The 23,490-nt window shown below is 62.2% G+C and carries 20 protein-coding genes; 4 read left to right on the top strand and 16 right to left on the bottom strand.

Annotated features, from left to right (window positions below; translation table 11 throughout):
- Positions 1–36: 36 nt before the first annotated feature.
- The 11 genes from GA645_RS16945 to sdhC form a co-directional block, all read right to left on the bottom strand.
- Positions 37–792 carry a DUF599 domain-containing protein gene (locus GA645_RS16945; protein WP_152224161.1) on the bottom strand — a complete coding sequence of 252 codons (756 nt, stop codon included), beginning with the start codon at positions 790–792 and terminating at the stop codon, positions 37–39.
- 136 nt (positions 793–928) lie between these two features.
- Positions 929–2,242 carry a branched-chain amino acid transport system II carrier protein gene (gene brnQ, locus GA645_RS16950; RefSeq protein ID WP_152224162.1) on the bottom strand — a complete coding sequence of 438 codons (1,314 nt, stop codon included), beginning with the start codon at positions 2,240–2,242 and terminating at the stop codon, positions 929–931.
- Between the two features lie 480 nt (positions 2,243–2,722).
- A complete protein-coding gene (sucD, locus tag GA645_RS16955; protein WP_038803160.1) occupies positions 2,723–3,604 on the bottom strand; it encodes a succinate--CoA ligase subunit alpha in 882 nt (293 codons plus the stop codon).
- Positions 3,604–4,770: an ADP-forming succinate--CoA ligase subunit beta gene (gene sucC, locus GA645_RS16960; protein WP_015477516.1), complete on the bottom strand. Its 1,167-nt coding sequence runs from the start codon at positions 4,768–4,770 to the stop codon at positions 3,604–3,606. The genes sucD and sucC overlap by 1 nt, the downstream gene beginning before the upstream one ends.
- A gap of 159 nt (positions 4,771–4,929) precedes the next feature.
- Positions 4,930–6,366 (bottom strand): dihydrolipoyl dehydrogenase, encoded by a 1,437-nt coding sequence (lpdA, locus tag GA645_RS16965; RefSeq protein ID WP_152224163.1) that lies wholly within the window; start codon positions 6,364–6,366, stop codon positions 4,930–4,932.
- An 81-nt stretch (positions 6,367–6,447) separates the two neighbouring features.
- Positions 6,448–7,674, bottom strand: a complete 1,227-nt coding sequence (gene odhB / locus GA645_RS16970; protein WP_152224164.1) for a 2-oxoglutarate dehydrogenase complex dihydrolipoyllysine-residue succinyltransferase — start codon at positions 7,672–7,674, stop codon at positions 6,448–6,450.
- Between the two features lie 42 nt (positions 7,675–7,716).
- Positions 7,717–10,548, bottom strand: a complete 2,832-nt coding sequence (locus GA645_RS16975) for a 2-oxoglutarate dehydrogenase E1 component (RefSeq protein ID WP_152224165.1) — start codon at positions 10,546–10,548, stop codon at positions 7,717–7,719.
- 246 nt (positions 10,549–10,794) lie between these two features.
- On the bottom strand, positions 10,795–11,502 hold the full coding sequence (locus GA645_RS16980; RefSeq protein WP_152224166.1) for a succinate dehydrogenase iron-sulfur subunit: 708 nt from the start codon (positions 11,500–11,502) through the stop codon (positions 10,795–10,797).
- A gap of 11 nt (positions 11,503–11,513) precedes the next feature.
- Entirely contained in the window at positions 11,514–13,286 is a 1,773-nt protein-coding gene (gene sdhA / locus GA645_RS16985) for a succinate dehydrogenase flavoprotein subunit (protein WP_152224167.1), read from the bottom strand.
- Between the two features lie 3 nt (positions 13,287–13,289).
- The gene (gene sdhD, locus GA645_RS16990) at positions 13,290–13,658 is read right to left on the bottom strand and encodes a succinate dehydrogenase, hydrophobic membrane anchor protein (RefSeq protein WP_152224168.1); all 369 of its coding nucleotides are present in this window, start codon (positions 13,656–13,658) and stop codon (positions 13,290–13,292) included.
- The gene (gene sdhC, locus GA645_RS16995; RefSeq protein WP_178119568.1) at positions 13,652–14,038 is read right to left on the bottom strand and encodes a succinate dehydrogenase, cytochrome b556 subunit; all 387 of its coding nucleotides are present in this window, start codon (positions 14,036–14,038) and stop codon (positions 13,652–13,654) included. The genes sdhD and sdhC overlap by 7 nt, the downstream gene beginning before the upstream one ends.
- Positions 14,039–14,390: 352 nt before the next feature.
- On the opposite strand from sdhC, the gene gltA reads away from it, so the two are divergent.
- Positions 14,391–15,674 (top strand): citrate synthase, encoded by a 1,284-nt coding sequence (gene gltA / locus GA645_RS17000; RefSeq protein WP_152224169.1) that lies wholly within the window; start codon positions 14,391–14,393, stop codon positions 15,672–15,674.
- Between the two features lie 274 nt (positions 15,675–15,948).
- Here gltA and GA645_RS17005 read toward each other — a convergent pair whose 3' ends face one another.
- Together GA645_RS17005 and GA645_RS17010 are read right to left on the bottom strand one after the other, a co-directional pair.
- Positions 15,949–16,557 (bottom strand): START domain-containing protein, encoded by a 609-nt coding sequence (locus tag GA645_RS17005; protein WP_152224170.1) that lies wholly within the window; start codon positions 16,555–16,557, stop codon positions 15,949–15,951.
- Between the two features lie 112 nt (positions 16,558–16,669).
- The gene (locus GA645_RS17010) at positions 16,670–16,924 is read right to left on the bottom strand and encodes a YkgJ family cysteine cluster protein (RefSeq protein ID WP_152224171.1); all 255 of its coding nucleotides are present in this window, start codon (positions 16,922–16,924) and stop codon (positions 16,670–16,672) included.
- A gap of 678 nt (positions 16,925–17,602) precedes the next feature.
- Between GA645_RS17010 and cax the strand changes: the two genes are divergently transcribed.
- Entirely contained in the window at positions 17,603–18,673 is a 1,071-nt protein-coding gene (gene cax / locus GA645_RS17015; protein WP_152224172.1) for a calcium/proton exchanger, read from the top strand.
- A gap of 352 nt (positions 18,674–19,025) precedes the next feature.
- Positions 19,026–19,691: a hypothetical protein gene (locus GA645_RS17020; protein WP_152224173.1), complete on the top strand. Its 666-nt coding sequence runs from the start codon at positions 19,026–19,028 to the stop codon at positions 19,689–19,691.
- Positions 19,692–19,923: 232 nt separating this feature from the next.
- On the opposite strand, the gene tcuA is transcribed toward GA645_RS17020, so the two are convergent.
- The 3 genes from tcuA to GA645_RS17035 all read right to left on the bottom strand — a co-directional run bounded on the left by tcuA (position 19,924) and on the right by GA645_RS17035 (position 22,834).
- Entirely contained in the window at positions 19,924–21,387 is a 1,464-nt protein-coding gene (tcuA, locus tag GA645_RS17025) for an FAD-dependent tricarballylate dehydrogenase TcuA (RefSeq protein WP_152224174.1), read from the bottom strand.
- Positions 21,388–21,399: 12 nt separating this feature from the next.
- A complete protein-coding gene (locus GA645_RS17030; protein WP_256675948.1) occupies positions 21,400–21,708 on the bottom strand; it encodes a hypothetical protein in 309 nt (102 codons plus the stop codon).
- Positions 21,709–21,955: 247 nt separating this feature from the next.
- Positions 21,956–22,834: an NAD(P)-dependent oxidoreductase gene (locus GA645_RS17035; protein ID WP_152224175.1), complete on the bottom strand. Its 879-nt coding sequence runs from the start codon at positions 22,832–22,834 to the stop codon at positions 21,956–21,958.
- A 102-nt stretch (positions 22,835–22,936) separates the two neighbouring features.
- Between GA645_RS17035 and GA645_RS17040 the strand changes: the two genes are divergently transcribed.
- Positions 22,937–23,488 carry an exonuclease domain-containing protein gene (locus GA645_RS17040; protein WP_152224176.1) on the top strand — a complete coding sequence of 184 codons (552 nt, stop codon included), beginning with the start codon at positions 22,937–22,939 and terminating at the stop codon, positions 23,486–23,488.
- Positions 23,489–23,490: the final 2 nt, after the last annotated feature.

Below are 23,490 nucleotides of genomic sequence, written 5' to 3' on the forward strand. Positions count from 1 at the left end.
CCCGCATTTGCGGGCCTTGTCGCATCCGGCGTTTGCTCAGGCCGGGATATCGTCTTCGCGCGGGGCGTCCCCCTGCTGCGTCGGGGTATAGACCATCACATGCAGCACGCGGGAATGGAACTCGCGCTGGTACAGCACCCCCACCACCCCGGCGGTCACCACCATGAAGATCAGCGGGTTGATGAACCAGGCGAGCATCGCCAGGCCGAAATAATAGGTACGCAGGCCCTGGTTGAACTGGTGCGCCGCCAGGGATACCACGCGCGCTGCGCGTTCGGCGTACAACTTGCGCTCCTGCTCGCCCACGCTGCGCTCTCCCACCATCGGCGCGGAAGCCACCAGCACCGCGGCGAAATTGTATTGCCGCATGCACCAGCTGAAGGTGAAGAAGGCATAGACGAAAACCACCGCCAGGCACAGCAACTTGAGCTCCGACAGGCCACGGGTCGGCGGCGCCACGAACGGCAGGTCGGCCAGTACCGAGATGGTGCGTTCGGCGGAGCCCAGCAGGGTCAGGATGCCGGCGAGGATGATCAGTGTGCTGGAGGCGAAGAACGAGGCGTTGCGCTCCAGGTTTCCGATCACACTGGCGTCGGCCACGCGGTTGTCGCGCAGCAGCAGGCGACGCATCCAGTCCTGGCGGTAGAGGTGCAGCACGCTGGCCAGGCACGCGGTATCGCGGGCCTTGACCTTGGCATAGCGGGTGTAGCCGAACCAGCAGACGAGGAACCAGAGGATGGCGAACAGGTTCCACAGGTACTGGATATCGAACAGATCGACGACGTCGGTCATGCTTGTCCTTGCGCGAAGATTTGGAGGAATACGCGGCGGATAGACGCCAGATTCACGGAGAAAGACACGGACGGGTAAATCCCGTTAATGAAAAAGGCCGCCTTGTGGGCGGCCTTTTTCGTTGGCGCGGCGGGTATCAGGCCATCGCTTCCTGGGGCTTGCCCAGCAGGCGGTCGAGCACCGCCATCGCGGCCAGCATGGCCACCGACGGGATCAGCCAGGCGAGGCCTTGCTCGGCCAGCGGCAAGTGCTCCATCCAGCCCGGCATCCAGGCGTCGAGTTTGGCGCCCTTGAGAGCATCGATGACGCCGAAGACGAAGGAAATCACCATCACCGGGGCGACGATGCGGGCCTGCGAACGCCACAGGCTGGCGCAGAAGCTGAGCGCCACCAGCACGATGCACGGCGGGTAGATGGCCGTCAGCACGGGGATCGAGAATTGGATGAGCTTGGTCAGGCCCAGGTTCGATACCAGCAGCGAGAACGCCGCGAGGATGACCACCAGGCTGCGGTAGGACAGCGGGAGGATGCGGCAGAAGTACTCGGCGCAGGCGCAGGTCAGGCCCACGGCGGTGACCAGGCAGGCCAGCGCGATCAGCACGGCCAGGAAGGTACTGCCCAGCGAACCGAAGGTGTGCTGCACGTAGGCATGCAGGACGGCAGCGCCATTGCTGGCACCGGCGGCGATGTCATGACTGCTGGCACCCAGGCGGAACAGGCTGATGTACACCAGCGCCAGACCGACACCGGCGATCAGGCCGGCGATGATGGCGTAGCGGGTGATCAGGCGTGGCGACTGCACGCCACGGGAGCGGATCGCGTTGACGATGACGATACCGAAGACCAGGGCGCCGAGGGTGTCCATGGTCAGGTAGCCATTGACGAAGCCCTGGGAGAACGCGGCCGTCTGGTAGGCAGGCTCCGCGGTGCCGATGGGGCCGGCCGGCAGCATGAAGGCGGCGATGCCGAGGGCGGCCAGGGCGATGATCTTCAGCGGCGCGAGGAAGCGGCCAACGGTATCGAGCAGCTTGCCCGGATACAGCGAGATCACCAGCACCACCAGGAAGTACACCAGGCTGTAGAGGAACAGCGGCAGTGCGCCCTCCCCGGTCAGCGGCGCCAGGCCCACTTCGAAGGAGACGGTGGCGGTACGCGGGGTGGCGAACAGCGGCCCGACCGACAGGTAACAGGCGGCCGCCAGCAGTCCGCCGGCGATGCGGCCGATCGGGTGGCTGAGGGTATCCATCGCCCCGCCGACCTTGGCCAGCGCAACGACGGTGATCACCGGCAGACCGACCGCGGTGATCAGGAAGCCCAGTGCCGCCATCCACACGTGCGGTCCGGACTGCAGGCCGACGATGGGCGGGAAGATGATGTTGCCCGCGCCGACGAACAGGGCGAAGGTCATAAAGCCAAGCGCCAGGATGTCCTGGCCTTTCAAAACGTTCATGAAGGGAAATACCACAGTGCTGAAACGGTTTCGTGGTCTCCCAAGGCGCAACGGCCGTACGGACGTGACAAAGCCGCATCGGACGGGATTGGCTGACTCACTCTGGGCGAGCCCGCGCATCCTGTGATGCTGCAGTCATGGGTACGGAAATTTGTTCTTGGAAGTCCGATAGCAGAGGTTTTCCATGGGCTCGTGGCCCGGTTGCTCCTGCATGTTGGTGACGCGCCATCCTTGACGGTCAGGAATCGCCGTCACTTCCGGGTAGGAGATGACGGTGAGCGAGCCTTCCCTTGTGGGGAACGCGACGCTTCAGATAGTTGCTAGCCTAACGATCTATTCCGATGAACTGCACTGACATACGTCAGGTCGTCCGCGGAATGATCGGCCATGTCGCCTGAGCGACAGTTTTGCGACGGCGCTGCAACGACAGAGGCCACCCGAAGGTGGCCTCTGTTGACGGACGATCAGTAAGCGAGGCGCTTACTTGACCGGCCAGCCGGTCAGCTCGGCCAGGGCCTTGCCGATGTCAGCCAGGGAACGCACGGTTTTCACGCCAGCGTCCTGCAGGGCAGCGAACTTCTCGTCCGCAGTGCCCTTGCCACCGGAGATGATGGCGCCCGCGTGGCCCATGCGCTTGCCAGGCGGTGCGGTTACACCAGCGATGTAGGACACCACCGGCTTGGTCACGTTGGCCTTGATGTAGGCAGCCGCTTCTTCTTCGGCCGAACCACCGATTTCGCCGATCATGACGATGGCTTCGGTTTTCGGGTCTTCCTGGAACAGCTTCAGGATGTCGATGAAGTTGGAGCCCGGGATCGGGTCACCGCCGATGCCCACGCAGGTGGACTGGCCGAAGCCGGCGTCGGTGGTCTGCTTCACGGCTTCGTAGGTCAGGGTGCCGGAACGCGACACGATGCCTACCTTGCCCGGCAGGTGGATGTGACCCGGCATGATGCCGATCTTGCACTCGCCGGGAGTGATCACGCCCGGGCAGTTCGGGCCGATCAGGCGTACGCCCAGCTCGTCGCACTTGACCTTGGCTTCCAGCATGTCGATGGTCGGGATGCCTTCGGTGATGCAGACGATCAGCTTGATGCCGCCGAATGCCGCTTCCAGGATCGAGTCCTTGCAGAACGGAGCCGGAACGTAGATGACCGAAGCGTCAGCGCCGGTAGCTTCCACGGCTTCCTTGACGGTGTTGAACACCGGCAGGCCCAGGTGGGTGGTGCCGCCCTTGCCGGGGGTCACGCCGCCAACCATCTTGGTGCCGTAGGCGATGGCTTGTTCGGAGTGGAAGGTACCCTGCGAGCCGGTGAAGCCCTGGCAGATGACTTTGGTGTCTTTATTGATCAGGACGCTCATTACTTACCCTCCGCGGCCTTGACGACTTGCTGGGCAGCGTCGGTCAGGCTGGTCGCCGCGATGATGTTCAGACCGCTTTCGGCCAGGACCTTGGCGCCGAGGTCGGCGTTGTTGCCTTCCAGACGAACGACAACCGGGATTTTCACGCCGACTTCTTTCACGGCGCCGATGATGCCTTCGGCAATCATGTCGCAGCGAACGATGCCGCCGAAGATGTTCACCAGAACGGCAGCGACGTTGCTGTCGGACAGGATGATCTTGAACGCTTCGGTCACGCGCTCTTTGGTCGCACCGCCACCAACGTCAAGGAAGTTGGCCGGCTTGCCGCCGTGCAGGTTCACGATGTCCATGGTGCCCATGGCCAGGCCAGCGCCGTTGACCATGCAGCCGATGTTGCCTTCCAGCGCGACGTAGTTCAGTTCCCACTTCTGCGCATGGGCTTCACGCGCGTCGTCCTGGGACGGGTCGTGCATGGCGCGCAGCTTGGGCTGACGGTACATGGCGTTGGAGTCGATGTTGATCTTGGCGTCCAGGCAGTGCAGGTTGCCGTCTTTCTTGATCACCAGCGGGTTCACTTCCAGCAGCGCCAGGTCGTAGTCCTGGAACAGCTTGGCCAGGCCAACGAAGATGTGGGTGAACTGCTTGATCTGGTCACCTTTCAGGCCCAGCTGGAAGGCCAGCTCGCGACCCTGGTAGGGCTGAGCGCCAACCAGCGGATCGATGGTGGCCTTGAGGATCTTCTCAGGGGTCTCGTGCGCAACCTTCTCGATGTCCACGCCACCTTCGGTGGAGGCCATGAAGACGATGCGACGGCTGGAACGGTCGACAACGGCGCCGAGGTACAGCTCCTTGTCGATGTCGGTGCAGGATTCCACCAGGATCTTGCTGACCGGCTGGCCGTTGGCGTCAGTCTGGTAAGTCACCAGACGCTTGCCCAGCCAGTTGGCGGCGAACGCCTTGGCGTCCTCTTTGCTCTTGACCAGCTTCACACCGCCCGCTTTACCGCGGCCACCAGCGTGTACCTGGGCCTTAACGACCCACTCGGTACCACCGATCTTTTCACAGGCTTCTGCGGCCTCTTCGGGTGTGTCGACGGCGAAGCCCTTGGATACGGGCAGGCCGTACTCAGCGAACAGCTGCTTACCCTGATATTCGTGGAGATTCATGCTTGTCTACCGTTTTCGTCTTGGGTATTGCGCATAAGGCGCGGCGCTCGTGGCACCGCGCCACCTGTGACCGAGTCCCCCTCAGGGGAGAAACGATCCGGCAAGTCGGAGGCAGCCCCTCGCAAAAGACTGCCGCCCTCCCCGCCGTGGTCCCGTTCCTTAGCGCTTCTTGCGGTTGGCGATGTGGATGGCGTGGCCATTCACTGCCAGGGCCGCTTCGTGCAGCGCTTCGGACAGAGTCGGGTGGGAGAAGACCATCATGCCCAGGTCTTCGGCACTGGTGCCGAATTCCATGCCGATCGCGCCCTGCTGAACCAGCTCGGCGGCGCTCGGGCCGATCACATGGACGCCCAGTACGCGGTCGGTCTTGGCATCGGCGATGACCTTGACCAGGCCGGTGGTGTCGTTGGCAGCCATGGCGCGGCCGCTGGCGGCGAACGGGAAGGTACCGACGTTGACTTCGACGCCTTCACCCTTGAGCTGCTGCTCGGTCTTGCCGACCCATGCGATTTCCGGGTGGGTGTAGATCACCGACGGAATCAGGTCGTAGTTCATCTGGGCCTTGTGGCCGGCGATGCGCTCGGCAACCATCACGCCTTCTTCCGAGGCCTTGTGCGCCAGCATGGCGCCACGGACCACGTCACCGATGGCGTAGACGCCCGGAACGCTGGTCTTGCAGTGGTCGTCGACGTAGATGAAGCCACGCTCGTCCAGGGTCACGCCGCTGTCGGCGGCCAGCAGGTCGGTGGTCACCGGGCGACGGCCCACGGCCACGATCAGCTTGTCGAAGGTTTCCTTCTGCTCGCCGTTGGCGTCGGTGAAGGTCACGGTGACTTGCTTCTTCTTCACGTCCGAACCGGTGACGCGAGCGCCAAGGCGGATGTTCAGACCTTGCTTGGTCAGGACCTTCAGGGCTTCCTTGGCGACCTGCTCGTCGGCAGCCGGGAGGAACTTGTCCAGGGCTTCCAGAACGGTGACTTCAGCACCCAGGCGAGCCCAGACCGAACCCAGTTCCAGACCGATGACGCCAGCGCCGATCACGCCCAGCTTCTTCGGTACGCTCTGGAATTCCAGGGCGCCGGTGGAGTCGACGATCACGTCGTCGGTCAGCGGGGCCGGCGGGATTTCTACCGGCTTGGAGCCCGAAGCGATGATGATGTTGTCGGCTTCCAGAACCTGGGTCTTGCCGTCCAGGCCGGTCACTTCGACCTGCTTGTTGGCCAGGACCTTGCCGTGGCCTTCGAAGGAGGTCACGCCGTTGGCCTTGAACAGGGTGGCGATGCCGCCGGTCAGGTTCTTGACGATGTTGGCCTTGCGGGCAACCATCGCCGGAACGTCCATCTTCACGCCGCCGGTGGAGATACCGTGGACCTCGAAGCCCTCTTTGGCTTCCTTGTACTTCCAGGAGCTGTCCAGCAGTGCCTTGGACGGAATGCAGCCTACGTTCAGGCAGGTACCGCCGAGGGCAACCTTGCCCTCTTTACCGATGTACTTCTCGATGCAAGCGGTCTTCAGGCCGAGTTGGGCGGCACGGATGGCAGCTACGTAGCCGCCGGGGCCTGCACCAATCACAACCACGTCGAATTTCTGGCTCATGTCTCAATCCTTATTCCGGTGAAGCGGACGGCCCCTCGCGGGGCCGTCGTGTAGTACGGGGCCGTCGTGTGAACTGACGTATCAGACGTCCAGCAGCAGGCGAGCCGGATCTTCCAGCAGATCCTTCATGGTGACCAGGAAGCTCACCGCTTCCTTGCCATCGATCATCCGGTGATCGTAGGACAGCGCCAGGTACATCATCGGCAGGATGACCACTTGGCCGTTAACGGCCATCGGGCGCTCCTGGATCTTGTGCATGCCGAGGATGGCGGTCTGCGGCGGGTTGACGATCGGAGTCGACAGCAGGGAACCGAATACGCCACCGTTGGAAATGGTGAAAGTACCACCGGTCATGTCTTCGATGGACAGCTTGCCGTCTTTGGCTTTCTTGCCGAAGGTGGCGATGCCGTTCTCGATCTCGGCCAGGCTCATGAACTCGGCGTTACGCAGAACCGGAACGACCAGACCGCGGTCGCTGGAAACTGCCACACCGATGTCCTGGTAGCCGTGGTAGACGATGTCGTTGCCGTCGATCGAGGCGTTGACGCCCGGGAAGCGCTTCAGGGCTTCGGTGGCGGCCTTGACGAAGAAGGACATGAAGCCCAGGCGAACGCCGTTGTGCTTCTTCTCGAACAGGTCCTTGTACTTGTTGCGCAGGTCCATGATCGGCTTCATGTTGACTTCGTTGAAGGTAGTCAGCATGGCCATGGAAGACTGAGCTTCGACCAGACGCTCGGCGACCTTGGCGCGCAGGCGGGTCATCGGTACGCGCTTCTCGACGCGGTCGCCAGCGGCGAAGACCGGAGCCTCGGCAGCCGGGGCGGCAGCCTTGGCGACCGGAGCGGCAGCCGGGGCGTTCTTCTTGGCTTCAACGGCGGCCACCACGTCTTCCTTGGTGACACGACCGCCTTTGCCGGTGCCGGCCAGGCTGTTGGGGTTGATGCCGTTTTCTTCGGCGAGCTTGCGGGCGGCCGGCGACAGGATGTTGTCGTCAGCGGCAGCAGCCGGGGCAGCGGCGGCCGGGGCGGCAGCCGGAGCTGCGGCAGCAGCCGGAGCGGCAGCGGCAGCACCGCCTTCGCTCAGCTTGCCCAGCAGTTCGTTGGAGAGAACGGTGTCGCCTTCAGCCTTGACGATCTCAGCCAGTACTCCGTCAGCCTCGGCGAGCACTTCGATCACGACCTTGTCGGTTTCGATGTCGACGATCAGCTCGTCACGCTTGACGGCGTCACCGACCTTCTTGTGCCAGGTTGCAACGGTGCCGTCGGCAACCGATTCCGGGAAGGTTGGGGCTTTGATTTCGATAGCCATTATGTGTGTTTCCTTAAATTCGGTATCAACTGCGCGTTGGCGTTAAACGGTGAAGGCGTCCTGCAGCAGTTTTTCCTGCTGCTCGGCGTGCATCGAAGCGTAGCCGCAAGCCGGAGCTGCCGAGCCTTCGCGGCCCGCGTATTCCAGGTTGAGACCTTTCTTGTGCGCGGCGATGACACGACGCATGTGGTGCTGCGAGCAGAACCAGGCACCCTGGTTCATCGGCTCTTCCTGGCACCAGACGATGTGCTTGAGGTTCTTGTACTGCGACAGTACCTCGGCCAGATCGTCCTCCGGGAACGGATACAGCTGCTCGAGACGAACGATCGCGATGTTGTCGCGACCTTCGGCACGGCGCTTCTCCAGCAGGTCGTAGTACACCTTGCCGCTGCACAGCACGATGCGCTCGACCTTCTTCGGATCCAGGTTGTCGATCTCGCCGATCACAGTCTGGAACGAGCCGTTGGCCAGATCTTCCAGGGTCGAGATGGCCAGCTTGTGACGCAGCAGCGACTTCGGAGTCATCACGATCAGCGGCTTGCGCAGCGGACGGATCACCTGACGGCGCAGCATGTGGTAGACCTGGGCCGGAGTAGTCGGCACGCAGACCTGGATGTTCTGCTCGGCGCACAGTTGCAGGTAACGCTCCAGACGCGCGGAGGAGTGCTCCGGGCCCTGGCCTTCATAGCCATGCGGCAGCAGCATGGTCAGGCCGCAGAGGCGCTGCCACTTGGTCTCGCCGCTGGTGATGAACTGGTCGATCACGACCTGCGCACCGTTGGCGAAGTCACCGAACTGGGCTTCCCAGGTCACCAGCGCGTTCGGCATGGTGGTGGCGTAGCCGTATTCGAAAGCCAGTACCGCTTCTTCCGAGAGATAGGAGTCGTACAGGCTGACGCGCGGCTGACCGTCGAACAGGTGAGCCAGCGGGATGTAGACCGAATCGTCCTTCTGGTTGTGCAGCGCCGCGTGGCGGTGCGAGAAGGTACCGCGGCCGACGTCCTGACCGGTCATGCGCACCGGGTGACCTTCGAACAGCAGGGTGGCGTAGGCCAGGTTCTCGGCGAAGCCCCAGTTGATCGGCATGCCGCCGGCAGCCATCTTGGCGCGGTCTTCGTAGATCTTCTGCACCTGACGCTGCATGACGAAGCCGTCCGGAGTCTCCAGCAACTTGGTGGAGAGTTCCTGCAGGGTCTTCAGATCGAAGCGAGTGTCGTGACGCGCGGTCCAGGCATGGCCCACGTACGGACGCCAGTCGACGAAGAGCTCCTTGTTGGGCTCCTTGACCAGGCTCTTCACCACGTGCAGGCCGTTGTCCAGGGCGTCGCGGTATTCGTCGACCTTTTCCTGGGCCTGCTCGGTGGTCTGCACGCCGGCTGCGATCAGCGAGTCGGCATACAGCTCACGGGTGGTGCGCTGCTTGGCGATCTGCTGGTACATCAGCGGCTGGGTGCCGCTCGGCTCGTCGGCCTCGTTGTGGCCGCGACGACGGTAGCAGAGCAGGTCGATGACCACATCACGCTTGAACTGCATGCGGTAGTCGACAGCCAGCTGGGTCACGAACAGCACAGCTTCCGGATCGTCACCGTTCACGTGGAAGATCGGCGCCTGGATCATCTTCGCCACGTCGGTCGCGTACTCGGTGGAACGAGCATCGTCCTGACGGCTGGTGGTGAAGCCGACCTGGTTGTTGATCACGATGTGGATGGTGCCGCCCGTCTTGTAAGCACGGGTCTGCGACATCTGGAAGGTCTCCATGACCACGCCCTGCCCCGCGAAGGCGGCATCGCCGTGGATGGAGATCGGCACGACCTTGTCGCCGCTGCCGTCTTTGCGACGGTCCTGGCGAGCGCGTACCGAGCCCTCGACCACCGGGGATACGATTTCCAGGTGCGAGGGGTTGAACGCCAGGGCCAGGTGGACTTCGCCGCCGCTGGTCATGACGTTGGAGGAGAAGCCCTGGTGGTACTTCACGTCGCCCGAACCCAGCTGGACCAGCTTCTTGCCTTCGAACTCGTCGAAGAGCTCGCGCGGGTTCTTGCCCAGGGTGTTGACCAGGACGTTCAGACGGCCACGGTGGGCCATGCCGATGACGATTTCCTTCACGCCGTAGGAGCCGGAGCGCTGGATGATCTCGTCGACCATCGGAATCAGGCTCTCGCCGCCTTCCAGACCGAAACGCTTGGTGCCCGGGTACTTGGTGCCCAGGTACTTCTCCAGGCCTTCGGCAGCGGTCAGACGCTCGAGCAGGTGGGAACGGGCGTCGGCGGAATACGCCGGACGGCCGCGCACACTTTCCAGGCGCTGGGCGAACCAGTGGCGTTGCTCGGAATCGACGATGTGCATGAACTCGGCGCCGATGGTGCTGCAGTAGGTCTGCTTCAGCGCATCGAGGATTTCACGCAGGGTCGCTTCTTCCTTGCCGATGTAGAGTTCACCGGTACGGAAAGTAGTGTCGAGGTCTGCAGCAGTAAGCCCGTAGTGTTCGAGCGACAGATCGGAGGGAGCGGTACGTACCCAGAGACCCAGCGGATCAAGCGATGCCGCCTGATGTCCACGCAGCCGGTATGCCAGGATCAGGCGCAGGACTTCAACCTGCTTTTTCTCGTGCTCGGTGCTTACGCTGCCAGCGGAAACAGGCGCAGCGCGGCGCTGGTTCTTGGCCAGGAGAACGAAATGATCACGGATAGAGGAATGCGAGACGTCGGGAGCGGGATTGCCGTCGGCGGGGAGCTTCTGGAAGTACGTGCGCCACTCTTCTGGCACAGCGTTCGGGTCGTGCAGGTAGAGCTCGTAGAGCTCTTCGACGTAGGCAGCGTTACCACCGGATAGATGGGCACTGTTCCACATCCGCTGCATTACGCTTTCGTGCATGCTTGGTCACCCTCGGTAAGGGGACTCCACCTGATGAAATCATTGGCTTGAAGTCATACACAGCGACTTCTAGCCACCGATTCCCGCAGATAGTCCGGGTACCACCCCGGATGCCCCTGCTGGTCATATATACGTTTTCAAGTCAGGACCCCCGCTTTGTGGGCTTGGGTCCGCAGTACTGCACCGCCGGATTGTTCCGGCGGCGCAGGTGTTGCTCTTGCAGTGACTCGTGGCTTGGGCCGCGAATCAGGTGCCGCTTTGCAGCAGCATGTTACGTACGTGGCCGATTGCCTTGGTCGGGTTCAGACCCTTCGGGCAGACGTTCACGCAGTTCATGATCCCGCGGCAGCGGAATACGCTGAACGGGTCATCCAGCGAAGCCAGACGCTCTTCGGTCTTGGTGTCGCGGCTGTCGGCCAGGAAACGGTAGGCCTGCAGCAGCGCAGCGGGACCGAGGAACTTGTCGGGGTTCCACCAGAAGGACGGGCAGGAGGTCGAGCAGCAGGCGCACAGGATGCACTCGTACAGACCGTCCAGCTTCTCGCGCTCTTCCGGGGTCTGCAGACGCTCGATGGCCGGGGCCGGAGTATCGTTCTGCAGGAACGGCTTCACCTTCTCGTATTGCTTGTAGAAGATGCTCATATCGACGACGAGGTCACGGATCACCGGCAGGCCCGGCAGCGGACGCAGCACCAGCTTGCCGCCCTTCAGGCCCACGGCCGACAGCGGAGTGATGCAGGCCAGGCCGTTCTTGCCATTCATGTTCATGCCGTCGGAACCACAGACGCCTTCACGGCAGGAGCGACGGTAGGAGAAGCCCTCGTCCTGTTCCTTGATCAGCGCCAGCACGTCCAGGACCATGATGTCCTTGCCGTCGGTATCGACCTGGAAGTCCTGCATATAAGGTGCAGCGTCCTTCTCAGGGTTGTAGCGGTAAACACTCACTTGCAACATGGCGGGCACCCTTAGTAAGTACGAACCTTGGGTTCGAATGCCGGAACAGTCTTCGGCGCGAAGTTGACGGCACGCTTGGCAACGCGCTTCTCACCCGGGAAGTACAGGGTGTGGCACAGCCAGTTTTCGTCATCGCGCTCCTCGAAGTCTTCGCGGGCGTGGGCGCCGCGGGACTCTTTGCGATGCTCGGCGGCGATCGCAGTGGCTTCGGCCACTTCGAGGAGGTTCTGCAGTTCCAGCGCTTCGATACGCGCGGTGTTGAAAGCCTGGCTCTTGTCGTTGATCTTGACGTTCGCGATACGCTCGCGCAGTTCAGCCAGTTGAGCGATGCCCTTCTGCATGTATTCGCCGGTACGGAATACACCGAAGTAGTTCTGCATGCACGATTGCAGCTCGCGCTTGAGCGGGGCGACTTCTTCGCCGCTGGTGCGCTCGTTCACGCCGTTCAGGCGCTTGTACGAAGCTTCCAGGTCGCTCTCGGTGGCGCCGCGGTGCTCGATACCCTCTTTCAGGGCCTTTTCCAAGTGCAGACCGGTTGCGCGGCCGAAGACCACCAGGTCGAGCAGCGAGTTGCCGCCCAGGCGGTTGGCGCCGTGTACCGATACGCAAGCCACTTCACCGACCGCGAACAGACCTTCGACGATCTGGTCGTTGCCGTTGGCGTCCATGGTCAGGGCCTGGCCATGAATGTTGGTGGCAACGCCGCCCATCATGTAGTGGCAGGTCGGAATAACCGGGATCGGAGCGACAACCGGGTCGACGTGGGCGAAGGTCTTGGACAGTTCGCAGATGCCGGGCAGGCGGCTGTGCAGAACTTCCTCGCCGAGGTGGTCGAGCTTCAGCAGTACGTGGTCCTTGTTCGGGCCCACGCCGTTGCCGGCGATCACTTCTTTAACCATGGAACGGGCAACCACGTCGCGGCCGGCCAGGTCTTTGGCGTTCGGAGCGTAACGCTCCATGAAGCGCTCGCCATGGGCGTTGATCAGGTAACCACCTTCACCACGGCAGCCTTCGGTGACCAGTACACCGGCGCCGGCGATGCCGGTCGGGTGGAACTGCCACATTTCGATGTCCTGGACCGGTACGCCAGCACGCAGGGCCATGCCCACGCCGTCGCCGGTGTTGATCAGGGCGTTGGTGGTGGAGGCGTAGATACGGCCGGCACCGCCAGTGGCCAGTACCACGGCCTTGGAGCGGATGTAGACGGTTTCGCCGGTCTCGATGCAGATGGCGATGATACCGACTACGTGACCGTCCTGGTTCTTCACCAGATCGACCGCGTACCACTCATTAAGGAAGGAAGTACCGCTCTTCAGGTTGGCCTGATAGAGGGTGTGCAGCAGCGCGTGACCGGTACGGTCAGCCGCGGCGCAGGTACGGGCAGCCTGGCCGCCCTTGCCGAAGTCCTTGGACTGGCCACCGAACGGACGCTGGTAGATGCGGCCCTGCTCGGTGCGGGAGAACGGCAGCCCCATGTGTTCCAGCTCGAACACGGCTTCCGGGCCGACGGAGCACATGTATTCGATCGCGTCCTGGTCACCGATGTAGTCGGAGCCCTTGACGGTGTCGTACATGTGCCAGCGCCAATCGTCGTTCGGGTCGGACGAAGCGATGGCGCAGGTGATGCCGCCTTGGGCGGATACGGTGTGCGAACGGGTCGGGAAGACCTTGGTCACCACGGCAGTCTTGTGGCCGCCCTGGGCCAGTTGCAGCGCAGCGCGCATGCCGGCGCCGCCGCCACCAACGATGATGGCGTCGAAAGAAAGAGTACGGTTGCTAGCCATGGATCAGTTACCCCAGAGAATCTGCACACCCCAGACGAAGAATGCGAACATGGCCATGCCGCATACTGCCTGGACGAGGAAACGTACGATGGTCGCGGCTTTGCCGAGGGCCATCGGAGTCAGGTAGTCGGTAGTGATGGTCCACATGCCGACCCATGCGTGCACGCTCAGGGCAACCAGCGTCAACAGGCTGAAGATCTTCATCAGGCTGTGAGAGAACAGACCGTGCCACTCCGCGTACGAGATGCCCGGATGCGAGATCAGGTAACCCAGCAGGAACAGAACATAAGCCGCGAGAACGACCGCGGAAACGCGTTGAGCCATCCAGTCATAGAGGCCGGAACGCGAGAAGTTAGTGACGTTAGTTACCATACCCAGACCCCCGCCAGAACGATCAGCACCAGAGCAATGGCGATGACGATTTTCGAACCACGCTTACCGCCTTCCAGCGTTTCACCGACACCTGCGTCCATGACGAGGTGACGAACACCGGCTACCAGGTGGTACAGCAGCGCAGACAGCAGGCCCCAGATCACCAGTTTGGCCAACGGGCTGGCCAGACACGCCTTCACCTGCTCGAAGCTGTCTTCCGATGCGAGGGACTTGTCGAGTGCGAACAGCAGCACGGCAATGCCCACGAACAGGATGACGCCAGAGATGCGGTGGAGAATGGACGTGTAAGCGGTGACAGGGAGTTGGATGGTCCTTAGGTCTAGGTTTACAGGTCGTTTGCTATTCACGGCTTTTTTCACACTGAGAGCCCCTTAGAAGCAGGGCTAGTTGTCGGGAGGTGCACTTGTCAGGTACCCATCACCTTCGGGAGTGACAACCACCAATCAAGCAAGGCCGGACGGCCCTTGGCGGCTGGTCGCCGAGTATAGACAGTTAGGCCCCTAATGACAACGGAAAGACCTCCACCTAAGGACTAATTGCCGCACCCCCCTAAAAGGCGTAAACAGGCAATTTTTTTCGCCAAAACAGAGGCTTGGAGGAGCCGATCTAGTCCGATTGTGCAAATTGACATTCGGATTTATCTCTCTATAGTGGTGCGGGCCCTGCGTGGGGGGTCGTACAGATGATTTCAAGCATAAATAGGAGGCCTACATGGCTGACAAAAAAGCGCAGTTGATCATCGAGGGCGCTGCCCCCGTCGAACTGCCTGTCCTCTCCGGCACGCTGGGTCCCGACGTTGTCGATGTTCGCGGCCTGACCTCCACCGGCCACTTCACTTTCGACCCCGGTTTCATGTCCACCGCCTCCTGCGAGTCGAAGATCACCTATATCGATGGTGACAAGGGCATCCTGCTGCACCGCGGCTACCCGATCGAACAGCTCGCCGAGAAGTCCGACTACCTGGAAACCTGCTACCTGCTGCTCAAGGGCGAACTGCCCACCGCCGAGCAGAAGGAACAGTTCGTCAGCACCATCAAGAACCACACCATGGTTCATGAGCAGCTGAAGACCTTCTTCAACGGCTTCCGCCGTGATGCGCACCCGATGGCCGTAATGTGCGGCGTGATCGGTGCCCTCTCCGCCTTCTATCACGACTCCCTGGACATCAATAATCCGAAGCACCGGGAAGTCTCGGCGCATCGTCTGATCGCCAAGATGCCGACCATTGCCGCCATGGTGTACAAGTACTCCAAGGGCGAGCCGATGATGTATCCGCGCAACGATCTGAACTATGCAGAGAACTTCCTGCATATGATGTTCAACACTCCTTGCGAGACCAAGCCGATCAGCCCTGTGCTGGCCAAGGCCATGGACCGCATCTTCATCCTGCACGCCGACCACGAGCAGAACGCTTCCACCTCCACCGTGCGCCTGGCGGGCTCCTCGGGTGCCAACCCGTTCGCCTGCATCGCCTCCGGCATCGCCGCCCTGTGGGGCCCGGCCCACGGTGGCGCGAACGAAGCCGTACTGCGCATGCTGGACGAGATCGGTGACGTTTCGAACATCGAGAAGTTCGTGGCCAAGGCCAAGGACAAGAATGATCCGTTCAAGCTGATGGGCTTCGGCCACCGCGTGTACAAGAACTTCGACCCGCGCGCCAAGGTCATGAAGCAGACCTGCGACGAAGTTCTCCAGGAGCTGGGTATCAACGACCCGCAACTGGAACTGGCCATGAAGCTGGAAGAGATCGCCCGCCACGACCCCTACTTCGTGGAGCGCAACCTCTACCCGAACGTGGACTTCTACTCCGGCATCATCCTGAAGGCCATCGGCATTCCGACCAGCATGTTCACCGTGATCTTCGCCCTGGCACGTACCGTGGGCTGGATCTCGCACTGGCAGGAAATGCTCTCCGGTCCGTACAAGATCGGCCGTCCGCGCCAGCTGTACACCGGCAGCGCGCAGCGCGACTTCGTGGACCTCAAGGCCCGCTAAGCGCTTCGGTGCGAATAAAAAAGGCTGCTTCGGCAGCCTTTTTTATTGCCAGCGCTTTTCTGCTGGGTCCCCCCGTTCGCGGGGATGACATGTGCGGAGTGCTACACGACAACCTCACTCCCGCGAACGCGGGACAGCGCTTGCGCTGAACGCACCTCAGTGCGGCCCGAAGGGTGAGCGCAGCGAATAGCCCAACTAGCAGTTGCGCCTACGAAAACATCGCCCATGAAAAAGACCGCCCGAAGGCGGCCTTTGTCGTCAGGGCAAACAGCGTTTACTTCTTCTCGGCAGCGCTGCGCAGGCCCTTCAGGGTGTTCATCGGCGCATCGACCACGAAGCTGTTGGCCAGCCAGGACGGAATGCTGCCGCCCGGCTCGGTCTGCACCTGGTAGGTCACCTCGGTCATGCCACCGGCCTTGGGCACCAGCTTCCACTCGCCCACCAGCTTCGGTACGCGGATCTCGCCCTTCTCTTCCGGCATATAGGTCGGCTCGGCCTTCAGGTGGCGGATCAGGCCGCCGTCGGCGGTCTTCTCGGTGGTCACGTGGATCACCACGTCACGGCCGGTGACCGGCCAGGGCATGTCGATCTTCGAGTAGGTCCAGGAGTCGGTGCCTTCGCTCTTCAGCAGACGCATCTCACCGCAGGCGTGGATCCACTTGCAGGAGCCCTTGACGTCTTCCTGCAGCGCGTTGATGGTCGCCACATCGGCCTTGATGTCGACGATGCCGCGGTAAGCCTTGTATTTGGAGCCCGGCACGCTGCTCAGGTAGACCTTGACGCCATCCTCGTCCTTGGCCAGCTGCCAGTCTTCCGCCATCGCGGTTCCGGTCAGCCCCATCACGGCAGTGGCCACCAGGGTCATACGCAATACACCACGCATCGTCTTACCTCTCTTTATTCTTGGTTTATCGGGCAAGGGTGCCCTTCGTAATCCGCGGTCTTGAGCGGGACGGGCGTCAGTATGGCCCCTAAAAACGTGACCTCCAAGTCACTCAGGCCGCGGTGATCCGCTCCCATTCGGTGAGGATCTGCAGCGCCTGTTCATTGCTCTGGCCGCAGGCCTCCGGATCGGCGTCGAACGCGGCGCAGACGGCCGGCCGCCGCGCATCGCCGAACAGCTTGCAGAGGTTGCGCTCATCCAGTTGCACGCAACGTACGCCCGCTGGCTTGCCATCGGGCATGCCGGGAATGGGTGAGGAAATCGACGGCGCCATGCAACAGGCGCCACAGCCAATACGGCACTGCATGGAAGGACTCTCGCTTCAGGCGGAAGGCGGGTAGAAATCGGGCGCCGAGAATATAGCCCGTCGTGCTTGCCGCCAAGCCGGTCGGATCAATGGGCGCCCCACCAGTGGGCGGCCCTTTCTGTCTCACCAGGCATCCATCAGGCTTTACACACCTCTCAGATGGAGCCTCCAGCCATGCCGGTCTGGCTGCAAACCGCCTTTCTCCTGGCGCTTTCCAACTATTCATGACCTTGGGATGCTCCATGAAGGGCAGCACTTGGCGAGAGTCGCCAATCCCCGTCGCTATTGGGTTGCATGCCAATCAAGTCTGCTGAAACCTGATGGATACTTTTAGTGTGCAGTCCACTTACGTCATGTCGAAGCTTTCATTAGCGCCGATCTCGAACGTTGCCGCACGAATACAACCGGCAGCAATCGGCCAGAAGCGATCAAGTGTGTCTACCAGTTCAGGCGCAATTTACGAGCTCTATTGCAGATGCCCTTTGCTATGTGTTTCTCGTTCGCCGGATAAGCCGCCCATGATCCGAGCGATTTCATGCTCTCGAACACTTCAGCTCGCCGAGAATGCTCTTCAATGATTGATGAGCCGACTCGCCAGGTAATCGAGTAAGGCGCGAGTCCCCGGCAGCGCAGTCGGTCATGCGCGCCAGATCCTCACGAGCTCCGAGGAGCGCCATCATGCTGAACTGGCTGCTACTTTTCGTTCCCCTGTCGATTGCCCTGGAATACTTGGCGCCAGCGCATTACCTGCTGGTTTTCATCAGCGCCGCGCTGGCCATACTGCCGCTGGCCGGCTGGCTGGGGCGCGCCACCGAGCAGTTGGCCTCGCACCTGGGCGAGAGCGTCGGCGGCCTGCTGAATGCGACCTTCGGCAACGCCACCGAGCTGATCATTGGCGTCGCCGCCCTGCAGGCCGGGCTATACGACGTGGTCAAGGCGTCCATCGCCGGTTCCATCATCGGCAACATCCTGCTGGTGATGGGCTGCTCGATGCTGATGGGCGGCCTTAAACATCCGGAACAGCACTTCAACGCGGTGGGCGCGCGTTCACAGTCCACCCTGCTCACCCTGGCCGCCATCGCCCTAGTGCTGCCGGCTGCTTACAAGGTGTCCACGGCTGCCAAGGTGGAATCAGGCGCGCACTACTTGAGCCTGTCCATCTCCGTGGTACTGCTAGTGACCTATACCCTATTTCTGTTCTATTCGCTGGTCACTCATAAGCAGGAGTTCAGCAGCGAAGAGCCTGACGGCCACGATGAAGAGGTTGCGTACTGGTCGGTGGGAAAAGCGCTGCTGGTGCTCGGCCTGTCCACAGTGCTGGTGGCTTGGGTAAGCGAGATCCTCATCGGCGCCATCGAACCGAGCACTCATGCGCTGGGCCTGAACAATATTTTTGTCGGAGTGTTCGTGGTCGCCATCCTCGGCAATGCCGCCGAGCACGCCAGCGCCATTTCCGCGGCAATGAAGAATCGCATGGACCTGTCGCTATCCATCGCCATCGGCTCCAGCGTGCAGGTGGCCCTGTTCGTCGCCCCGACGCTGTTGCTGACGAGCCTGCTCGTCGGTCCCGCCGCTATGGACCTGGCCTTCCCTCCCGGCCTGGTGCTGTCTGTGCTATTGGCGGTGCTGATAACCAGCGAAATCGCCGACGATGGTCGGTCCGACTGGTTCAAGGGTGTACAGCTGCTGGCGGTCTACCTGGCCCTTGGGCTGACGTTCCTGTTCTTCGCTGGCGCGCCGGGCGGATGAGGCACGGCGAATGCATCGAGTCGGTGGCGCGGATTGATGTAGCGCAAAATAGCCACCGGAGATTGCTCTAGCGTGGCGTAAGTGGGTACCTGACCACTGTAGATTTCTCCCTGAACGCGTGGATTACGAGTGTAGGCATGCCGGCCGCGGGTGCGAGAGATGCACCTTCTGAAAATTTCCGTTGAGGGTCGGAAGCTATCGCTTGCTGTGGGCAGTTTCCGGCCAGAAGCAGGCGCTCGGAGATGGAGCAGATTCACCTCCTTCTCACGGCTATGATCTGTTAGTACGCGTCCTCCGGTACGGAAGCCGATGTTCTGCCCCTTGGGAGTCGAGGTCAGAAAGGATAACGAACATGAAAGGATTTCTTCGCGCAACAACCGTATTAATGCTGCTGCTTACAAGTACCGCTAATGCCGGTTCCTGGTTTCAACCGTGCGAGACGGCCCTGACCACGCCCCCCTTTCGTAAATTGAATGACTTCTACCTCACCCACTCAGAGGAGCACAAACCCGAACTGTGCTTCCGTCTCAACGATAGAGAGTTCCTGGTCACGCTGGACGACACCGGCCGGGTCTTACAGGGCTTGTACTATTTCAACGCCACCGATGGCACATACGCTTTCCCAGACGGGTATTACAGAGCCAATCTTTCAGTTCCGCTTGAGTTTGACGGCCCCAACAAGAAGCATTTTGCTCTCCTTCTGACCAATAACCTGCATGGAGGAGTTTGGGACGCCGTCTACGAAGTGCTCTACCTCAAGCCTAAAAAAGAGGGGAAAGCATTTGAGCTGGAAGAATTGTTCTACGTGAACCAAGACCCTGGGGTTGGCATGTGTGGTGAACGTGTGCTTAACGGTGTGGCAGCTAACGTTGACTCCGTCAACGTGGAGAACGAACGGACTGCCAAGACAACACTCGTGTTCAAACTCACTGAACAGAGCTGTCCGGACGGAGATACACACTCCGTCCAGCGCCGGTTTGCATGGCAATCAAACCATTTTGTAGAACAGAAGCAGTGACGGCTTCGGGCCAATCTCAAAATGGGCCGTTCCAGTCTGAGGAGCCAGTGTCCGCACTGCCGATAACCATGGTTCGTGTTAATAGGACGATCCATGCTCCATTACTGGCCCAGTCCCCACACGAGCCTCACATTCGCGCTCTTTTCTTGAAGGTTGAAGACAGTGATCAGAGCGCTATTCGGGTCATAACGAACTATTGGTATCAATCAACCGAGTATCCAATTGAAGCGGCTCAATTCCCTGTTGACGCCAGTCCGGCGATGCGTCCAAGCACAGCCCCGGAGGTCAGTCCTGCGCCCCCTGCGTATTTGACGTAGTAGAGGTTGCCGACGAGCTCACCCGCGGCATACAGGCCGGGAATCGGTCGGTCGGCTTCGTCGAGGACTTCGGCGCGGGCATTCACCTTGAGCCCACCAAAGGTGAAGGTAATCCCGCAGGTCACGGCAAAGGCAACGAAGGGTGGTCGCTCCAGCGGGTTGGCCCAGTTCGACTTCGGCAGCGACAGCCCCTGAGTCGAGCGGCCATCGCGGATGGACGGGTTAAAGGGTACCTCGCAGCGAACTGCCGCATTGAACTCATGCAGGGTATCGAGCAGCGCGACGCGGTTGATCCCCTCCAGCTTGCCGGCCAGCTCTTCGAGCGTGTCGGCCTGGATGCGCGTGGCCTGGCGCACGCGATATTCGTCTGGCAGCAGCTCGAGGCTGTGCTGGTCGAACAGCTGCCAGGCCACGCCGCCGGGTTGCTGGAGAACCTTCGCGCCCATGCTCGAATAGGTGTAGTTGCGAAAATCCAGGCCCTCGTCGACGAAGCGTTTGCCGTCGGCGTTAACCACTACGCCGAGATGGAAATAGTTCTTCTGCTGGTTGAGCCGATCGAGATCGCCAAGCTCCGGGGCGTTAACGTCGTAGAACACCGCGTGGCAGCCGGACCAGTTGCCGTGGGCAACCGCCCCGGCATCGAGCGCCATGCGAATGCCGTCGCCGGTGTTGTAGCGAGTGCCGCGAACCTTGGCCAGGTCCCAGCCGGGCCCCAGATACTGCGCGCGCCAGGCCAGATTGGCATGGAAGCCACCAGTGGCCAGCACCACGGCCCCAGCGCGAAACTCTCTTCCGTCGGCGCAACCGATGCGCCAGCGCTGGCCATCACGGCGCAGGGTCTGTGCACGGCACTCGTAGAATATCTCCACTCCATCTCGCTCAGCACGCTGGAGCAGCGCCTCGACAAGTCCCAGGCCACCGCCGGAGACCTCGATGGTCAGGCCGCCCCAGAAACGGTACTTGCCGTCCAGCTTGAAGGCCTGGCGGCCATAGATCGGCATGAAGCGCACGCCCTTGCCGATCATCCAGCGCAGCGTCGGCAGGCTTTCAGAGACCACACTGTCGAGCACTTCGGGATCGGCGCGGTACTGGCTGAGCGTGGCCAGCTCGGCGTAGAACTCGTCCTGACCGTAGTGGCCGAAGTCGCTGTTCTCCACCTCGCTATCGAGCAGGTCGGGCATCAGTTGGCGAAGGTCGTCGACGCCCTCGTAGGCAACCCTGAAGGCGCCGCCGGTGTGCGCCGAATTGCCACCGCGAAAACGCTCCGGCGCGCGTTCGAGCAGGGCCACCCGAGCGCCCTGCTCGCGGGCCGAAAGCGCCGCGCAGAGCCCGGCATTGCCACTGCCCAGGACGATCACGTCAAATTCATGCTCATTCATCGCAATTCCTCGTCAAGGGTTGCTCACCGCCAGGCGCTGCGAACAGGCACCGAGCAGGACACGGTTGGCGTAGGCGTCAAAGCCCTGTTCCTCGGCATTCAGCCCGGCGGCCATGAACTGCAGGCCGTGAAGGTATTGGAACGCCGAATGCTTGATGTCGTCGCCCGGATAGTTGCTCCGGTAGGTTCCGGGCTGCATACCGTGCAGGTGGATTTCCGTGTCCGCTCGCGCCACTCGACGAAAGTGCGCGCGCAATGCCTCGTCATAGGCGCCGAGGTCGCTCAAGACGGTAAAGCTCTGATGCCAGATTCTGATGGTCATATCGATCCCCGTGAGCCCGGCGGCCCGTACGGCCGCCCAGTCGTGCAGGCGCAGGGCAATGGCAGCGCCCGCGCATTCGGGATCGATTATCGACGGGCCTCCGGGAATGGGGAGGCAAGGTCCGCTAAGGGGCCATTCAGCAAAACTGCATGATGTGCCGGCCTCTGCCTGCTCGGCGCGGTGTACTTCATTTTCCGCGCCTGAGGCGGACGGGGCACCGCCGCACCTGCGGCAGCGCCCTCCCCGCTCAGGACTGCGAGCCGTCCTTGAGGCGGGTGATCAGGCTGGAGGTATCCCAGCGCCCGCCACCGGCGGCCTGTACCTCGGCGTAGAATTGATCCACCAGGGCAGTCACCGGCAACTGGGCGCCGTTGCGGCGCGCCTCGTCGAGCACGATGCCCAGGTCCTTGCGCATCCAGTCCACCGCGAAGCCGAAGTCGAAGCGGCCTTCCAGCATGCTCTGGTGACGGTTCTCCAATTGCCAGGACTGCGCCGCGCCCTTGCTGATCACCTCCATGGCGGCCATGCCATCGAGGCCGGCGCTCTGGGCAAAATGCAGCGCCTCGGACAACCCCTGCAGCAGGCCGCCGACACAGATCTGGTTGACCATCTTGGTCAGCTGGCCGCTGCCCGCCGGCCCCATCAGCCGCACCATCCGCGCGTAGGTGGCGATCACCGATTCGGCGCGCCCGAAGATCAACGGATCGCCGCCGACCATTACCGTCAGCGATCCATTTTCCGCGCCGGCCTGGCCGCCGGACACCGGCGCATCGAGGAAGCCCAGCTCGCGCTCCGCCGCCAGCACGGCCAGCTCGCGGGCGACCTGCGCCGACGCCGTGGTGTGATCGACCAGCACCGCCCCCGGCTGCATGCCCGCCAGCGCACCATTCTCGCCCAGCGTCACGCTGCGCAGATCGCCGTCGTTGCCCACGCAGCACATCACGAACTCCGCCCATTGCGCCGCCTCGCGCGGCGTCGTCGCCGAGCTGCCGCCGAACTGCTCGACCCAGCGCGCAGCCCGTGACGCCGTGCGGTTGTACACGCAGACCTCATGCCCCTCGCGCTGCAGGTGACCGGCCATGGGGTATCCCATCACGCCCAGGCCGATGAAAGCGACTTTAGCCATGCCCTACCCTCGCCATCGAAAGCCGCTGAGCCTAGCACAGCGGTTTGCCGGTCCTGAAAAGCCCTTCCATACTGCGGAGACCTTCATCCGCGAGCATCCGCTATGCCCCACTGGCTGGTGATCGACCTGGAAGCCACCACCGAGGAAGGCGGCTGGCCGGTCGAGGAAATGGAAATCATCGAAATCGGCGCATCCCTCGTCGCCGACGCGGACGGCCGCGAGCTGGATCACTTCCAGCGATTCGTACGGCCGCAGCGCCGGCCATTGCTGACCAGTTTCTGCCGCGAACTCACCCACATCAGCCAGGCCAACGTCGACGCAGCGCTCCCCTTGCGCGAGGTCTGGCCGCAGTTCGAGCGCTGGCTCGCGCAGCACAGCCCGCGTCTGGCCGGCTGGACCAGCTGGGGCGACTATGACCGCCACCAGCTGGAGATCGAATGGCGCCGCCAGCGCCTGGAAAGCCACCTCACCCGCGTGCCCCACATCAACCTCAAGCAGCGCTTCGCCGAAGCCCGCCAGCTGAAACGTCAGGTTGGCCTGAATGCCGCGCTGCACCTGGCCGGCCTGCATTTCCAGGGGCAACAGCACCGCGCCCTGGAAGATGCGCGCAACACCGCCCGCCTGCTGCCGCTGGCCCTGCCGGTCATCAGCTGAAC

The sequence above is a fragment of the Pseudomonas sp. SCB32 genome, assembly GCF_009189165.1.
Classification (GTDB): domain Bacteria; phylum Pseudomonadota; class Gammaproteobacteria; order Pseudomonadales; family Pseudomonadaceae; genus Pseudomonas.

Excerpts from the sequence above, each read along its gene's own strand:
- GA645_RS17030 (WP_256675948.1), bottom strand. The coding sequence starts at position 21,708 with ATGACCATCAGAATCTGGCATCAGAGCTTTACCGTCTTGAGCGACCTC.
- GA645_RS16945 (WP_152224161.1), bottom strand. The coding sequence starts at position 792 with ATGACCGACGTCGTCGATCTGTTCGATATCCAGTACCTGTGGAACCTG.
- sdhA (WP_152224167.1), bottom strand. The coding sequence starts at position 13,286 with ATGGCTAGCAACCGTACTCTTTCTTTCGACGCCATCATCGTTGGTGGC.
- tcuA (WP_152224174.1), bottom strand. The coding sequence starts at position 21,387 with ATGAATGAGCATGAATTTGACGTGATCGTCCTGGGCAGTGGCAATGCC.
- sucD (WP_038803160.1), bottom strand. The coding sequence starts at position 3,604 with ATGAGCGTCCTGATCAATAAAGACACCAAAGTCATCTGCCAGGGCTTC.
- GA645_RS17035 (WP_152224175.1), bottom strand. The coding sequence starts at position 22,834 with ATGGCTAAAGTCGCTTTCATCGGCCTGGGCGTGATGGGATACCCCATG.
- sdhD (WP_152224168.1), bottom strand. The coding sequence starts at position 13,658 with ATGGTAACTAACGTCACTAACTTCTCGCGTTCCGGCCTCTATGACTGG.
- GA645_RS17040 (WP_152224176.1), top strand. The coding sequence starts at position 22,937 with ATGCCCCACTGGCTGGTGATCGACCTGGAAGCCACCACCGAGGAAGGC.
- brnQ (WP_152224162.1), bottom strand. The coding sequence starts at position 2,242 with ATGAACGTTTTGAAAGGCCAGGACATCCTGGCGCTTGGCTTTATGACC.
- GA645_RS16980 (WP_152224166.1), bottom strand. The coding sequence starts at position 11,502 with ATGTTGCAAGTGAGTGTTTACCGCTACAACCCTGAGAAGGACGCTGCA.
- odhB (WP_152224164.1), bottom strand. The coding sequence starts at position 7,674 with ATGGCTATCGAAATCAAAGCCCCAACCTTCCCGGAATCGGTTGCCGAC.
- sucC (WP_015477516.1), bottom strand. The coding sequence starts at position 4,770 with ATGAATCTCCACGAATATCAGGGTAAGCAGCTGTTCGCTGAGTACGGC.
- GA645_RS17020 (WP_152224173.1), top strand. The coding sequence starts at position 19,026 with ATGAAAGGATTTCTTCGCGCAACAACCGTATTAATGCTGCTGCTTACA.
- GA645_RS16975 (WP_152224165.1), bottom strand. The coding sequence starts at position 10,548 with ATGCACGAAAGCGTAATGCAGCGGATGTGGAACAGTGCCCATCTATCC.
- GA645_RS17010 (WP_152224171.1), bottom strand. The coding sequence starts at position 16,924 with ATGCAGTGCCGTATTGGCTGTGGCGCCTGTTGCATGGCGCCGTCGATT.
- GA645_RS17005 (WP_152224170.1), bottom strand. The coding sequence starts at position 16,557 with ATGCGTGGTGTATTGCGTATGACCCTGGTGGCCACTGCCGTGATGGGG.
- cax (WP_152224172.1), top strand. The coding sequence starts at position 17,603 with ATGCTGAACTGGCTGCTACTTTTCGTTCCCCTGTCGATTGCCCTGGAA.
- gltA (WP_152224169.1), top strand. The coding sequence starts at position 14,391 with ATGGCTGACAAAAAAGCGCAGTTGATCATCGAGGGCGCTGCCCCCGTC.
- lpdA (WP_152224163.1), bottom strand. The coding sequence starts at position 6,366 with ATGAGCCAGAAATTCGACGTGGTTGTGATTGGTGCAGGCCCCGGCGGC.